Origin of the sequence: Kitasatospora sp. NPDC057015 (assembly GCF_042673745.1) — a bacterium.
In the GTDB taxonomy this organism is placed as follows: Bacteria; Actinomycetota; Actinomycetes; order Streptomycetales; family Streptomycetaceae; genus Kitasatospora.
Window position 1 is genome coordinate 6,052 of record NZ_JBHUSG010000083.1, and the last position, 14,906, is coordinate 20,957.

Annotated in this window: 10 protein-coding genes and 2 pseudogenes; 2 read left to right on the plus strand and 10 right to left on the minus strand. The window is 72.9% G+C overall.

Annotated features, from left to right (window positions below):
* Positions 1–274: 274 nt before the first annotated feature.
* The 5 genes from ACFTWP_RS39990 to ACFTWP_RS40010 all read right to left on the minus strand — a co-directional run bounded on the left by ACFTWP_RS39990 (position 275) and on the right by ACFTWP_RS40010 (position 8,726).
* Positions 275–1,054, minus strand: coding sequence for a VOC family protein (locus tag ACFTWP_RS39990; RefSeq protein WP_380270109.1), 780 nt, complete (start codon positions 1,052–1,054; stop codon positions 275–277).
* Between the two features lie 68 nt (positions 1,055–1,122).
* Entirely contained in the window at positions 1,123–4,230 is a 3,108-nt protein-coding gene (locus tag ACFTWP_RS39995) for an AAA domain-containing protein (RefSeq protein ID WP_380270110.1), read from the minus strand.
* Between the two features lie 174 nt (positions 4,231–4,404).
* The gene (locus ACFTWP_RS40000) at positions 4,405–6,948 is read right to left on the minus strand and encodes a collagenase (RefSeq protein ID WP_380270111.1); all 2,544 of its coding nucleotides are present in this window, start codon (positions 6,946–6,948) and stop codon (positions 4,405–4,407) included.
* Between the two features lie 687 nt (positions 6,949–7,635).
* The gene (locus ACFTWP_RS40005; RefSeq protein ID WP_380270112.1) at positions 7,636–8,256 is read right to left on the minus strand and encodes a hypothetical protein; all 621 of its coding nucleotides are present in this window, start codon (positions 8,254–8,256) and stop codon (positions 7,636–7,638) included.
* A gap of 14 nt (positions 8,257–8,270) precedes the next feature.
* Entirely contained in the window at positions 8,271–8,726 is a 456-nt protein-coding gene (locus ACFTWP_RS40010; RefSeq protein ID WP_380270113.1) for a helix-turn-helix domain-containing protein, read from the minus strand.
* A gap of 188 nt (positions 8,727–8,914) precedes the next feature.
* Between ACFTWP_RS40010 and ACFTWP_RS40015 the strand changes: the two genes are divergently transcribed.
* A complete protein-coding gene (locus ACFTWP_RS40015; RefSeq protein ID WP_380270114.1) occupies positions 8,915–9,463 on the plus strand; it encodes an RNA polymerase sigma factor in 549 nt (182 codons plus the stop codon).
* A 140-nt stretch (positions 9,464–9,603) separates the two neighbouring features.
* Here the strand turns inward: ACFTWP_RS40015 and ACFTWP_RS40020 are convergent, their stop codons facing one another.
* The 3 genes and pseudogenes from ACFTWP_RS40020 to ACFTWP_RS40030 all read right to left on the minus strand — a co-directional run bounded on the left by ACFTWP_RS40020 (position 9,604) and on the right by ACFTWP_RS40030 (position 13,043).
* A complete protein-coding gene (locus tag ACFTWP_RS40020) occupies positions 9,604–10,083 on the minus strand; it encodes a VOC family protein (RefSeq protein ID WP_380270115.1) in 480 nt (159 codons plus the stop codon).
* A 324-nt stretch (positions 10,084–10,407) separates the two neighbouring features.
* Positions 10,408–10,920, minus strand: a pseudogene (locus tag ACFTWP_RS40025) (PadR family transcriptional regulator); the annotation flags it as partial.
* A 101-nt stretch (positions 10,921–11,021) separates the two neighbouring features.
* Positions 11,022–13,043 carry an FAD-dependent oxidoreductase gene (locus ACFTWP_RS40030; RefSeq protein WP_380270116.1) on the minus strand — a complete coding sequence of 674 codons (2,022 nt, stop codon included), beginning with the start codon at positions 13,041–13,043 and terminating at the stop codon, positions 11,022–11,024.
* 276 nt (positions 13,044–13,319) lie between these two features.
* On the opposite strand from ACFTWP_RS40030, the gene ACFTWP_RS40035 reads away from it, so the two are divergent.
* Positions 13,320–14,279: a polysaccharide deacetylase family protein gene (locus ACFTWP_RS40035; RefSeq protein WP_380270118.1), complete on the plus strand. Its 960-nt coding sequence runs from the start codon at positions 13,320–13,322 to the stop codon at positions 14,277–14,279.
* Positions 14,280–14,471: 192 nt separating this feature from the next.
* On the opposite strand, the gene ACFTWP_RS40040 is transcribed toward ACFTWP_RS40035, so the two are convergent.
* Positions 14,472–14,735 carry a hypothetical protein gene (locus ACFTWP_RS40040; protein WP_380270120.1) on the minus strand — a complete coding sequence of 88 codons (264 nt, stop codon included), beginning with the start codon at positions 14,733–14,735 and terminating at the stop codon, positions 14,472–14,474.
* A gap of 77 nt (positions 14,736–14,812) precedes the next feature.
* Positions 14,813–14,906, minus strand: a pseudogene (locus tag ACFTWP_RS40045) (sugar ABC transporter permease); the annotation flags it as partial.

The following is a 14,906-nucleotide window of genomic DNA, read 5'->3' on the forward strand; positions in this document are numbered from 1 at the left end:
CGCCTCACCTCCTCCACTCTTGGGGGTTTATGGGTTGGGCCCCCCCCGCGCCCCCCTTTGGCGGCCGGCGGGGGGTCCGGGTAGGGCCGGGCGTTTATGCGCACGCCCGCCACTTCCTGCATTCCCGGGCCGCGGGCGCCGGGCTGCGTGATTCGTACCCTCGCGACCGGATCGACGGGCTGCGGCAGGCGCGCATCCCGACCGGTCCGGGCGCTCCAGGTCCGCGCCCTCGCCTCCGGCGGGATCGCCCGGGACGAGGACGCGGACGGCGGGGCTACATCGGGAGCGGTGCGATCACCGCGAAGACCGCGCCCTGCGGGTCGGCGACGACCGCCATCCGGCCGGCGACCATGTCGAAGGGCGGGATGAGGGCCTTGCCGCCCTTCTTCACCAGCTGGTCGACCGTACGGTCCGGGTCGTCGACGGCGAAGTACGTCAGCCAGTGCGGGGGCGTGCCGGGCGGCTCGTTCGCGAGGTCGGCCACCCCGCCGAGGCTGCGGCCGCCGAGGTTGAAGGAGTTGTAGCCCTCGGCGCCCTCCATCGGGGCGATCTCGGCATCGAAGACGGCGCGGTAGAAGGCGCTTGCGGCGGGGATGTCGTTGGTGTGGAGGTCGTTCCAGACCAGTGCGCCGTGCTCGCCGCTGACGGCGGCGCCGGCGAAGTCGCCGGCCTGCCAGATCCCGAACACGGCGCCGGTCGGGTCCGCCACGATCTGCATCCGCCCGGTGGTGCCGACGTCCATCACCGGGACCAGCACCGTGCCGCCCGCCTCGGTGACGGCCCGCTGGGCGGCGTCGGCGTCGTCGGTGGACAGGTGGGTCGTCCAGGCGACCGGCGGCTTGGGCATCCCCTCGGGCGCCATGGTGGGGCCGATCCCGGCCACCGCCCTGCCGTTCAGCGTGCACACCGAGTAGCCGCCGAACTCCGGCGGGCCCAGCTCGCCCTGCCAGCCGAACAGGTCCCGGTAGAAGTCCAGCGCAGCCTGCTGGTCGTCGGCCATCAGATCGACCCAGCAGGGCTGGCCGGGCACGTACGGATCAGTGACTTCAGGCATTCCGTCTCCCTGGTGGTAACCCCTCGCCCACCTTCCCCGGGCGGACCGGAATCTGCCACCGGAGCCGGCTACGGCAGCCAGCGCCGTACCGTCGCCCGGTCGGTGGCCGCGTCCACCCACCAGAGCTTCAGGGCGCCGTCCCAGCGGGCCCGGACCAGGCGCCTGGCCTCGTCCTTCTCCTCGTAGGGCACCTTGAGGTAGAGGCGCCCCCCGACCACGTCGCCCGGGACCGTCCCGGCCGGAACGCCGGCCGCCGTGGTCGCACCGCCCGCACCGGGCGGACCGGGCGTGGTTGGCGGAGCGGGCACCCGGGAGGGCACGGCCGCGCGTACCCGCGGGTCGGCACCGCCCGGCCGCTCCCAGCGCTTCTCGTCGCCCGGCCGGGCCTGCGTCATGATCCGCCGCACCCTGCGGCAGGACTCCGGATCGGTGAGCCGCATCATCAGATCGGTCGGCCCGACCTTCGCCAGCAGGTTCAGCGAACCGTGCCACAGGACGCTGTCGTCGACGATCAGCACCTTCTCGTGCATCCGCTCCCGCTGGAGCACCGTGATGCCGCTCCCCCGGAGCCGTTCGACCAGCCAGCTCGCCCGGACGTCCCCGCTGTGGTCCCTGGTGTGGACGGTGACCGCGACCCCGGCGGCGGCCCGCTCCCCCAGCGGCCCGATCCAGTGGTCCACGGCGTTGGCGTTGAGGAAGGCGCAGTAGACGTCGATGCCGGTGACCGCCCGGCCGATGTCCCAGGCCACCGCCCGGCCCACCTCGTCGGCGGGGAAGAACGCGGGCCGCGCCAGCTCGTCCTCAGCCAGGCCGGCCAGCTCGGCCGCCTGCCGAACCGGCACCAGCTCCGCCACCGGAAGCCGGACGGCATGCCGCTCCAGATGGTCCAGCATCACCAGCGCCTCGCTGTGCGGCGCCAGGTGTTCGCGCAGATGCGCGACGTCGGCGACCACCACCAGGTGGTCCTGGGCACGGCTGGCCGCGACGTTGAGCAGCCGGGTCGTGGTGGAGGTCAGACCCGTCCCCTCGTAGAAGAAGCCGGGCTTCGGCCCCGCGCCCGCCACCATGTCGATCACCACCAGCGGCCGCTGGCTGCCCTGGAACCGGTGCACGGTGTCGACCAGCCCCTCGTACTCCTCCCCGAACCGGTGCCGCAGCCCCTCGCTCAGCCGGCGCACCTGGTCCTTGTACGGCGCGATGACCGCGAGCCGCGCCCCAGGCCCCGGCCCGTCCTCCCCCGCCGGGACCCGCGCGGGGAGGACCCCGTCGTACTGCAGGCCGCGGACCAGTTCGTGGATCACCGCCTCGTGCACGGCGTTGGTCCGGTGCGCACCCGAGCCGGAACCCGGCACCCGCTGACCGGAGGTGTCGAGCAGGACGAGCGGCCCGGGCAGCAGCGGCGAGTCCGGCAGCCGGCTGCCGTCCGGTCGGCCGGTGCGCAGCGGCGCGTCCGGGTAGGCCACCGCGTTGACCAGCCCGCAGATCGCCGGGTGCATCCGGTACTGGGTGTCCAGGCCGACGAGCCGGGGGTCCCGGGCCCGGGCCGCGCCGTCCGTGCCGACCAGCCCGGCGGCGTGGAAGGCGTCCCGGGCGGCCCACTGCCGCGAGTGCGGCTGCTGGTCCTTGTCGGCGTCGTCGCTGGCCGCCTTGGTGACCGCGGGCAACTGCCGGAAGTCCCCGGCCACCACCACCCGCTTGCCCGCCAGACCGGCAGCTACCCAGGCGGACGGGAGGTCGACCATCCCCGCCTCGTCGATCACCACGACGTCGATCTCGTCCAACAGCCGGCGGGACTGCACGGCCCGGGCCACGGTGGTGCCGAGCACCCGGCAGCGGGCCCGGACGGCGTCCTGAAGCCGGCGCCGCTCGGCGTCGAGGTCCTGGATCAGCTGGTGGAGCTCCTTGGCCCGGGCCTCCAGTGCGGCCCGGGGCGGCGAGCCGGCGAGCGCGGTGACGGCGCGCTGCTGCTGCGCCTCCAGTGCAGGGATCTCGCCCTCGGCCCGGGCGAGGCGCGTGGCGGCGCCCTGCTGGGCCAGCGCGGCGGCGGCGGTGGCCTCGATCTCTCCGGCGAGGTCCGCCCGCAGTTCGTCGAGCTTCGCCTGCTTGCGGTCCGCGAACCGGCCCTGGGCCGAAGGAGCCTGGGCGAGTCGCAGGCGAAGCCCGGCCGCGGCCGCGTCGGCCGCCAGCAGCCGGTGAGCGGCCGCATCCCGCTCGGCGGCGGCCTCGCGCTGCCGGGCCCGGGCGCCGTCCAGGCTCGCGGCCAGTCGCCGGCTCTCGTCGTGGAGGGCCAGCGCGGCCCGTACGCCGTCCAGTTCCGGCTTGGCGAGCGCCAGTCGGGCGTCGATCGCGGCGTTCACCCGGGCGGTGATCCGCTCCTCGTCGACCTGCTCACCGAAGCGCAGGCCCAGGCCGGGGACGACGATCCGGCCGGCGCGCTGGACCAGGCCGGAGTCGAATCCGTCCTCCCGCTGCAGCAGTTCGCAGATCCGCTCCAAGGCCTGGTCGACCGCGACGTTGGTGGGGGCCAGGAAGAGCACCCGGTGCCCCTGCCGGTAGCAGCCTTCGACGATGTACGAGACGACGTCGGTCTTGCCGGTACCGGGCGGGCCCCAGAGGAAGAGGATCCGGCTGCCGAGCGCCTGCGCCACGGCGCGGCGCTGACGGTCGTTCAGCTGGAGTCCGTGCCAGCCGGCGACCCAGCGGTGCGGGTCCGGCACCTGGCCGACCACGGCGTCACCCTGGTCGAGCAACAGGCCCGCCATCGCGGTCTCCAGCGGGCTCTCCGGGGTGCCGACCGCTTCGAGGCGCTTGAGCAGGGCGACCCAGTTGCCGGCATCGTCCTCGCGCAGTTCGGCCTTGACCCGGTCCGTGCCGAGGTCGGCGACGGTCCGCACGCGCACGGCGCCGTCCGGGCCACGGGTCGCCTCGGCCGGCGACCACTCCCGACGGCTCCCCTCGGACCGGATCAGCAGGGCGCGCCCGTCCAGGGTGTCCCGCCAGTTCCTGCAGCGGAAGACGTACTCCCGGAACTCACCGCCGCCGGTCTGCCGCCCGCTGTGCAGCAGGACGACGTCGGCCGGGCCGGCCGAACCGTCGTGGCGCCTGGCCGAGGCGATCTCCGCCCGACAGGCCCGGAGGAACTCTTCGGTCGGATAAGGACGTTCCGGTCCTGCCATGACATTCCCCCTGCTCGCGGTCCGGCGGCACGCATGATCCAGGTTAGCCCCTGGGCCGGCCCGCACCCCGTTCTCGACGGTTCCCGCGTCCGCCCCGGGGCGCACGCGCGGACGCGGACCGCCCCGCCGGGACGCTGCTGCGTCCCGGCGGGGCGGTCCGGTGGGTGCGGCTGCTCAGTAGAGGGTCTTCACGGTGGCACCGGTGAAGCCCTGCTGGGCGTGCAGGCTGATGTAGACCGGCCCGGCGGGCGGGTTGGTGACGGTGAGCGTCTCGGCGTTGCCGGTGCTGGTGGACTTCGCCGTGTAGGAGCCGGTGGTGGCCCAGCCGTTGGCGCTGTAGTAGAGGTCGGCGTTGCCGGTGCCGCCGCTGCTGGTGATGGTCAACTGCTTGGTGCCGGCGGGCAGGTAGAGGTACAGGTAGCTGTAGTTGCCGGTGGTCGCGGACAGGTTGGAGCGACGGCAGTTCTGGCCGAGCTGGCGGCTGTCGGCGGCCGTGCACTCCGGGACGGAGGTGACGGTGACGCTCCTGGTGGCGGTGGCGGTGGCGCCCTTGTCGTCGGTGACCGTGAGGGTGACGGTGTAGGTGCCGGCCGCCTGGTAGGTCCTGACCGGGTTGGCCGCACTGGAGGTGGCGCCGTCACCGAAGTTCCAGGAGCGCGCGGCGACGGTGCCGTCCGCATCGGTCGAGGCGTCGGTGAAGGTCGCCGTCAGGTCGTTGGTGGCGACGCCGAACCCGGCGATCGGCGCCTGGTTGGCGGGCGGGTTGGTGCCGCCTGCGCAGCCGCCGGCCGCGCAGGCGGTGAGCCAGGTGGCGAAGTCGGCGTCGTAGCGGGTGCCGACGGTGGCGGTCAGGTACGTGCGGGCACCCGTCCAGTCGCCGGCGCGGTACTTGGCGAGCAGGGCGTCGACGTCGGCGCGGTGCGACTGCAGCATGTAACGGACGGCGAGGTAGCCCCAGTTGTAGATCCGGGTCTGGTCGGCGTTCTCGTAGGTGGTGCCGAACAGGGTGCTCAACGCGTAGGTGTGCTTGGCGGCCTGGGCGATCGCGTCGTCGTACACGACGTTGCGGTACGAGTACGAGACGTACTCGGCGAAGCCCTCGATCCACCAGATGGTCGGGGTGGTCACGCCGGCGTTGAAGTCGCCGTACATGTCGAACCGGCCGTCGAGGTAGTGGGTGTACTCGTGGTTGAGGTTCCAGATCTGGAAGGCCGGGCGCACCCACTCCGCCTCGTAGGCGATGAACCGCGGCTGGTTGCCGACGACCGCCGGGTCACCCTCCAGGTACATGCCGCCGTTGTCGGTGCTGATGCCGAAGATGGTGCCGGCGTAGGTCTGGTAGTCGCTGCTGGAGTCGAAGACCACCACCTCGATGGTGGTGTTGTTGTCCCCGGCGACGGCGCCGCTGTCGCGGACCACGCCGTGGAAGTACGCGTCCTGGCTCTTCAGGCTGGTGCAGGAGGAGGCGAGTTCGGCCGCGGCCATCTGCTGGGCGATGATCCGGATGCTCGGGCTGCAGGTGTAGTCGACCGTCAGGACGGCCGCTTTGAGCCGGTTCGCCAGGTCGCAGGTGTCGTAGTAGGCGCAGTTGGCCTTGTCGTAGGAGTCGGTCATCTCGGCAAGACCCACCCAGAGCGGTGCGGTGCGACCGGTGATCGAGCTCTGCCCGAGCAGGCCCTTCACCAGCGGACGGACCTTCGACTGCAGGGGGGCGTACTGGAGGAACCGCCCGAGCTCGCGCCCGGCGTTGGAGACCAGGTAGCTCTGGTCGGTGCCCAGCGCCGCGTTGTTGGTGGAGGCGAACGCGTACAGGGTGTCGGTGACGGACGGGTCCGCCTGCACGGCCGCCACGAAGGCCGGCGACTGGTGACCCCGCCAGAGCACCGTGTACGTGTTGTTGACGGCGTTCAGCATGTACCAGGAGCTGTTGTACGCACTGGTGTAGCCCGACAGCAGCCGCTTGACGACGGAGAGGTAGCGGGCGTTCTCCTCCGCGCTGTCGATCAGCGTGACGGCCTCCGACAGCGTCTCGCCGTTGGCGTCGGTGACGTCGCGGGAGTGCGCGTTGGCGAAGAAGGCGTCGAGGCCGCCGCGGATCGCGGTCTGCAGCGCGGTGCCGTACGTACCGACGGTCGAGGCGTTGTACCAGTGGACGTAGTAGCCGGCCCGCAGGAACAGCACGAGCTGGCCCGCCGAGGTGCTGTTGTCCCCCGGGTAGGAGGCGGAGACGTCGCGCAGCGCGTTCGCCACGGTGACCATCTGGGCCTCGCGGAAGGCCGCGTACGCGTCGTTGCCGGTCAGGCCGAACAGCGTGTTGACGCAGTCCGTGGTGGCGGACTTGATCTGCTGCACCAGCGCGGCACCGGTGCGACCGGTGAAGTCCGAGGTGTTGCAGGCCGCCGCCGTGAGGCTGCGGGCGGCGCCCGTCCGGGCGAGGGCGGGCTGGTCGTAGTCGCGCCGCAGGGCGCCGGTGTCCAGCGGGAGGGGCGCGCGGTCCCGGGTGGGCAGCGCGGTGCCGGCGTGGTTGTCGTCCCGGTCGGGTGCACCGGTGGCCGGCTTGGGGGCGGGCCCGCCGGGCGCCGAGCTGCCGGGGTTGCGGTCCGCCGGTCGGGGGGCGGCGGCCTGGCTCCGCGGGCTGAAGAGGCCGAGCGCCAGACAGAGCGTCAGCGCGACCGTCAGCAGCCTGACGAGGTCTTTCGGTATGCGGGCGGTTCTCACGTGGGGGCCTCCGGGCCGGTGATCGGCCGCGTGGGGGCGCGGCCGTGAAGGAGGTGAGGACCGTTGGATGGCGAGCCGTGGGGATGGCGCCGCCATGACACGGTGGGGAGTGTGACATGTACCATTGCATACGTCACATGGTGATCGGAAGGCCCTCCGTGTGGGGAAGTTGCGGCGGTTCGACAACGGAGCGCTGCGGTCGGTCCCGGCGCCACGGCGAGCGCGCGACATCCGCTACCTGCCATGCATCGGGAACCCAAAACCGCTGCCGAGGAAGCGACTTGACGCTCGGGCAGCCGTTCGCACCGGCCGGCGCGACGGCGCGAGCGGGTGGCCCGGGTGCGAGGGACGGTGGATCAGCGGCGCGAATCAGCCTTCGAGGGCGACTGGTTGCGGAGGGAGCGATCCGGTCCACTGACGGGCAGCGGCAGTTGGGATCCCCCGCGGGTCAGCCCACCGACCGGAAGGGCTGATTGGACAGTCGGCGGGTCAGCTCACCTACCGGGAGGGCAGGTTAAACAGCCGGCGGGTCAGCTCATTTACCGGAAGGCATGGTTGGACACGGCGGAGGGGCAGGTGGACGGATCGGCGACCCGGACCGCACTGGACCCACCTCGCCGTGCGGTCGAGGTCGGCGGGCTCGCGGATGGCCGTGCAGTCCGGCTCCCACTGCCGTCCGACCCCCGCTCAGGGTTCGCGCCCAGGACGCGGCGGGCGGGGGCCTCCCGTGGGCGACGGCCGCTCGGGGCCGGGCGGGCCGCAGAAGCCGAGCTGCCGGCACACGGACTCCTGCACCAGGGCGTTCCACTCCCGGGTGAGGTCCGCGAGCTCGGCCTTCGCCCGCGCGGTCTCCTCGTTGGCGAGGTTCAGCTCGTGGTGCACGGCTTCGAGCAGGCGGAGCAGACCGGGCGAGGACAGGTCCTCGCCGGCCGCGACCGGAGCAGCGCGGCGAAGCACCGGACCTCGTGCACCCGCGCCGGGCCTCGCCGGGCCGCCGACCGGCCACGGGCCGGCCCGGCCGACGGCGGCACCCGCCGACGCCCCGCCGGCGACGGGCGGGCGGCCGCCGAGATCGCTCTGCCGGGCGGTGACCAGGGCCAGTTGCCGCTCGGCCCGGGTCTCCGTGCCGGCGATCCAGCGGCGCACCCGGGCAAGCGCGAACTCGGTGACGGACAGGGCGATGACGGCGAGACAGCCGAGCGCGGGGACCCAACGGGAGTCGTACGTACCGAGGACGATCGACGCGATACCGCCGGCCGCGGCAGCGGCCCGCAGCCAGTCGGTCGTCCTCGGCGGGATTCTCGGCATTTCTGGCCTCACCTCTACATGTGCGCGGCGCCTCCCCCGCGGCTTTCGTGCTCGCTTTCCTGCTGCAGGTGGAATGCCTGCGCAATGGTGGCGAGGAGGAATTTTCTGATCATGGGGTGCCTGATTCCCCATGCGTCCAACGCTTCCTCAGGGGTGATGGGTGATCGTACACCCCGCGCGAGATCATTTGCGGAATCCTCGGAAACAACGCCGCCGCGGACCAGGAGATCATGCAGGTCAAGGTGCAGCACCTGGGCAATTCGCTGGAATTGCGAGGGCCTGGGCAGCGTTTCGCCGCGCAGCATGCGGCCGACCGCCGAGGCGCTCATTCCGGTGTCCCTGGCCAGGGCGAGACGTCCGCCCGTGCCGGGTGTGAGGTCGTAGCCGGCTCGCTGCGCGGCCTCGTGGACGACCGCCCCGAAGCGCTGGGCCGGGGTCGTCGCGTCCGAGGTGTCCCCTGTCAACTGCATGGCGCGCAGGTTACCGGTTGTCGCCCGGACCGGCGCGCACTTGCAGGCTCGCAAGCCCCCCTTGATCCGCATCACAGCTGTTCATCCGGGGTTGAGCGAGATATGGAGGCATCAGTTCCAGTGAATCGCTTGCACGCGTGCACGCAGCCTCCTAACGTGACAGCCCTTCCACTTCCAGGAGGTCACGAATGACCGTCACACCAGCGCTGATCGAGGCCGCGAAGGCCGGGGACGACACCGCCTGGACCGAGCTCTACCGCCTCTACCAGGGACGGGTCCTGGCGTTCCTGATCCGCCGGACCGGGAATCGCGCGCTGGCCGAGGACTTGACCCAGGACACGTTTGTCAGGGCAATGACGGGAATTGGTAACTACCAGTTCACCGGCACCGACATGGGGGCCTGGATAATCACCATCGCCCGAAACCTGATGCTGGACCACGACAAACGGCGCTCGACCCGCCGGGAGTCCGCCTACGAGGTCGTCGGCGATACCGATGCCGGTATTCGGGTGGAGGACCTGGTGATTGCCATCGTCGAGGCCGACCGGGTATTCGCCGCGCTGGCGGCCCTGAACGACCACCAGCGGACGGCTGTCACACTCCGTTACTGGGGGGGCTTGAGTTCGCGGGAGATCGCCACCCGCACCGGGCTCCGGGTCGGCGCGGTCAAGACGCTCACCTACCGGGCCCGGGTCAACCTCCGGCGCCGGCTGACCGAGGAGACCGTGGCGCGGTAGCGCGACCGACACCTCCGGTCGACGCCGGTGGCCGACTCCCGTACGCCGGAAGCCCGGTAGCCCCGGCAGTGCCGGCAGTGCCGGCAGTGCCGGCAACCGATGTACGACCCCGCCACGGCCCCCGGACTTCCGCCCCGCGGCTACTCCCCCGCGTAGGCCTTCTCGATCGCGGCGATGTCGAACTTGACCATCGACAGCATGGCCTTGGTCGCCCGCTGCGCCCTCTGCGGGTCCGGGTCCGTGATCATGTCGACGAGACCGGCCGGAACGACCTGCCAGGACAGCCCGTACCTGTCCCTGAGCCAGCCGCAGGCGACCTCGGAGCCGCCCTCCGTGAGCCGGCCCCAGTAGTGGTCCAGCTCCTCCTGGTCCGCACAGTAGATCTGGAACGAGACGGCCTCGTTGAAGGTGAACTCCGGCCCTCCGTTGAGCGCCAGGAACTTCTGGCCGTTCGCCTCGAACTCGACGGTCATCACCGAGCCGACCGGTCCGGGGCCTGCCTCGTTGTAGCGGCCGATCCGGCCGATCGCGGAGTTCGTGAAGATCGAGGTGTAGAACTGTGCCGCCTCTTCGGCCTGCCCGTCGAACCAGAGGCACGTGGTGAAGCCGTCGGTGGTCATCGGTCTCTCCCTGTCCGTGAGCGCGTGCGCGGCGCACCGGTCGTCCGAGGTCCGGTCGTCCGCCGCCGCTGCACCGAGTCTCCCCGGCCGGCCCCGGACGCGGCGGATGCCACCCCGGCCCGTACGCCCCGTCCCCTCCAGGATCGCGGCTGCCGTCCGGGCCCGCGAGCGCTGACCGCCGCCCGGCGGGGGTCAGGAACCGCCGGTGCCGGTCCCCTCCGGGCCGGTCCGTTCCGGGCCGGTCCACCCGTCGGCCGGGCGGGCGGCGCTCGCCGGCCCCGTGGCGCTCGCGGGCCCGGTGGCCACGTCCTCCCCGCTCGCCGCCGCGAGGGCCTCGGTGAGCCAGGCGATCCAGAAGGTCTCCAGCCCGATGCCCGCTCGCAGCACCACATGCTGCAGGCGGTTCTCGTCCGCGGCCTTCTCGACCGGGAAGTCCCGCTCCTCGATTTCCAGGTAGTCCGCCAACTGGCGCCGGTGCAGGGCGAGGTGCCGCCGCAACTCCGCGTCGAGGCCCGGCAGGCCCAGGACGGCGGCGGCGCGCAGCCGTAGCAGCAGCGGGTCACGGGCCGCTCTCGGATCCTGGCTCTCGGCCGTCCAGCCGGCCAGCTCCGCGCGGCCGGCCGGCAGGACCTCGTACTGCTTGCGCCGACCGCGGGAGGGCGGCTGGGGAACGGCGCTGATCAGGCCGGACTTCTCCAGCTTGCCCAGCTCCCGGTAGATCTGTTGGTGGGTGGCGGACCAGAAGAAGCCGATCGACCTGTCGAACCGCCGGGTCAGTTCCAGCCCGGAGGACGGTTTCTCCAGCAGGGCGGTGAGAATGGCGTGCGGCAGCGACATGGGACGAGCTTAGAGCGACCGGCACACGGCGGTCGGAGGCCGACGGAGGCCGGGACCCGGAGACCGACGGAGCCCGAGGACCGCGGGCGGACGGCGGAGCGTCACAGGGCGGCCGCGAGGCGGGTGCCCTGGTCGATCGCGCGCTTGGCGTCGAGCTCGGCCGCCAGGTCCGCGCCGCCGATCAGGTGCGGCGCCGCCCCCCGGGCCAGCAGGGCCTCGTACAGGTCGCGGCGGGGCTCCTGCCCGGTGCAGAGCACCACGGTGTCGACCGCCAGGACGTGCTGCTCCCCGTCGAGGGTGATGTGCAGGCCCTGGTCGTCGATGCGGTCGTAGCTCACCCCGGCGATCATGGTCACGCCGCGGTGCCGGAGCTCGGTGCGGTGGATCCAGCCGGTGGTCCGGCCCAGGCCCGCGCCGACCTTGGTGGTCTTGCGCTGGAGCAGGTGGACGGATCGCGGGGCCCTGCGGCGGACGGGCTCGCGCAGGCCGCCGGCGGCGCGGTGCTCGGTGTCGACGCCCCACTGCTCGAAGAAGACGGCCGGGTTGCGGCTCGCGTCCTCGCCCGGGTCGGTGAGGAACTCGGCGACGTCGAAGCCGATGCCGCCGGCGCCCAGGATGGCGACCCGCTCCCCCACCGGGGCCTTGTCGCGCAGCACGTCCAGGTAGCCCACCACGCTGGGGTGGTCGGCCCCCGGGATCTCGGGGGTGCGCGGGCTGACGCCGGTGGCGATCACGATCTCGTCGTAGTCGCCGCTGCCGAGGGTGTCGGCGGTGACGGTGGTGGAGAGCCGGACGTCGACCCGCTCGGCGGCCAGCTGGTGGCGGAAGTAGCGGATGGTCTCGTCGAACTCCTCCTTGCCCGGCACCTGGCGGGCGATGTTGAGCTGACCGCCGATCTCGCCGGCGGCGTCGAAGAGCGTGACGGCGTGGCCGCGCTGCGCGGCGGAGACCGCGAAGGACAGCCCGGCCGGGCCGGCGCCGACCACGGCGACGCGCTTGCGCAGCCGGGCCGGGGTGAGGACGAGCTCGGTCTCGTGGCAGGCCCTGGGGTTGACCAGGCAGGAGGTGATCCGCCCGCTGAAGGTGTGGTCGAGGCAGGCCTGGTTGCAGCCGATGCAGGTGTTGATGGACTCCGGGGCGCCGCGACCTGCCTTGGCGACGAACTCGGGGTCGGCGAGCAGCGGGCGGGCGAGCGAGACCAGGTCGGCGAAGCCGTCGGCGAGCAACTGCTCGGCCAGCTCGGGGGTGTTGATCCGGTTGCTGGTCACCAGCGGGATGCCGACCGCGCCCATCACCTTCCGGGTGACCCAGGTGTAGGCACCGCGCGGCACCGAGGTGGCGATGGTGGGGATCCGGGCCTCGTGCCAGCCGATGCCGGTGTTGATGATGGTCGCGCCGGCCGCTTCGACGGCCCGGGCCAGCCGGATCACCTCGGGCAGGGTCGATCCGCCCGGGACGAGGTCGAGCATGGAGAGCCGGTAGATCAGGATGAAGTCCGGCCCGACCCGCTCGCGCACCCGCCGGACGATCTCGACCGGGAAGCGCATCCGGTTCTCGTAGGAGCCGCCCCAGCGGTCCTCCCGGTGGTTGGTCTGCGCGGCGATGAACTCGTTGATCAGATAGCCCTCGGAGCCCATGATCTCGACGCCGTCGTATCCGGCGGACCTGGCGAGGGCCGCGCAGCGGACGAAGTCCTCGATGGTCTGCTCGACCTCGTCCTCGCCGAGGGCGTGGGGCAGGTAGGGGCTGATCGGCGCCTGCAGCGCGCTGGGCGCCACCAGGTCCTCGTGGTAGGCGTACCGGCCGAAGTGCAGGATCTGCATGGCGATCCGGCCGCCCTCGCGGTGGACGGCGTCGGTGACGAGGCGGTGCTCCGCGGCCTCCGCCTCCGTGGTGAGCTTCGCACCGCCCGACCAGGGCCGGCCCTGCTCGTTGGGGGCGATGCCGCCGGTGACCATCAGGCCGACGCCGCCGCGGGCGCGGGTGGCGTAGAACTCGGCCATCCGCTCGAAGCCGTTCTCGGCCTCCTCCAGCCCGACGTGCATGGAGCCCATCAGCACGCGGTTCGGCAGCGTGGTGAAGCCCAGATCCAGCGGGCGCAGCAGGTGGGGGTAGGCGCTCATCCGGTCACTCCTCGTACGACGTCGTCGCCACACGGTAGGACGCCCGGAAGTCTTTTGCAACAAGTTGCACTAAGCGGATCGGATCGGGCCGCCGCCCCCCGCGGCGTGCGGGCGCCGCCCCCGCCGGTGCGTACGAGGTCGGGCTGGGCCGACCGGGTCGGCCGGGGCGGCCCGCCGTGTGTCAGCCCGGGGCGGCCCACCGGGCCCTGCCTACGGTGGGGCGACCACGGCCGGCCCGCTCGGGCGCCGGGCCACGAGGCAGTGCGAAGGAGCGGGATGCCGCCGAGCCGACGGACACTGCTGGCCGTCCTGGCCGGCACCCTGCTGACGAGCTGCCGGGCCCCGGCGGGATCCGGGCCGGCGGAGGGGGCGCCGACGCCCTCCGCCGCACCCTCGCCTCCGCGCCCGCCCGCCGCCGCCAGCACCGGCACCGGCACCAGTAGCACCACCAGCGCCGCCGGCACCCCGGTCTCCGCCGATCCGCCGCCCGGTGGAGCGGACCGGGCCGTGGCGGGCGACCTGGCCGGGCAGGCCGGGCGATCCGCCCTGGTCGCTCGCTACGGGCAGGCGGAGCCGACGAGTTGGGGGTTCGACGCGCCCGGGGTGGTCAGCCGGCTGCCGGACGGGGGCCGGGCGATCGCCCTGACCTTCGACGCCTGCGGCGGACCGCAGGGCAGCGGCTACGACGGGGCACTGATCGACTTCCTGCGGGAGCGGCGCGTCCCCGCCACGCTCTTCCTCAACTCGCGCTGGATCGACGCCAACCTCCCCGCCTTCCGCGCCCTCGCTGCGGACCCGCTGTTCGAGATCGCCGACCACGGCACCCGGCACTGCCCGCTGTCGGTCACCGGCCGGTCCGCCTACGACATCCCCGGCACCCGGGACGTCGGCGAGGTCGTCGACGAGATCACCGGCAACCGGGCGAAACTCACCGGACTCCTCGGCCACCCGCCTCGGTTCTTCCGCTCCGGCACCGCCTACCTCGACGACGTGGCGGCCAGGATCATCACCGACCTCGGCCAGCGCTTCGCCGGCTTCACGGTCAACGGCGACGGCGGCGCGACCTTCTCCCCCGCCGAGGTGCACAGCACGGTCGCCGCCGCCCCCGCGGGCTCGATCGTGCTCGCCCACATGAACCACCCGGCCGGCGGGACGGCCGCCGGCATCGCCGCCGCCGTCCCCGAACTGCTGGCCGCGGGGCACCACTTCGTACGCCTCTCGGAGGGCGCTCCCTGAACCTCCCACCGTCCAGGGGCCCTTCACCGGTACTCCCGCCGCGCCCCCGTCCGAGCCGGGCCCCCGACACGGGAACGACCCTGCCCCGTGGCCGACTTCGTCGTCAGCCACGGGGCAGGGGGTACGGCGGGAGCTTCGTCGCCGGGCGCACGGGCGGTGCGGCGGCCGGGGACCGGCGGGCGGGGCGGGCGCTCAGGCCGGCCGGCTCCTCGCCGCGACCGGTGCGGTCGGCATCCGGACCTCCTCGGACGGCCGCCTGCGGTCCCGGACGATGAACAGGCCGTCGACCAGGTACGTGTACGTGTCCCAGCCCGGCCGGCCGCCGGCGACCCGGGCCGCCCGCCGTATCGCGGGGAGCGCACCCAGCCGGGAGACCTCCTCGACCGGCAGGGCCACATTCCCGTAGTAGCCGTGGAGTTCGGCCGTCACGGACTGCTCCATCAGGCGCTCCAGCATCGCCACCGGCTCCCGGAAGGTCCGCCGCTGGGCTCCCCGAGTGGTCGCCGTCGAGCTGGACCTCCTTCGTGCGCCGGCTACTTGACGGATCCGGCGGTGAGGCCGGAGACGACCTGTCGTTCGATGAAGGCGAACAGGACGATGACGGGGAGGATGGCGACGACGGATCCG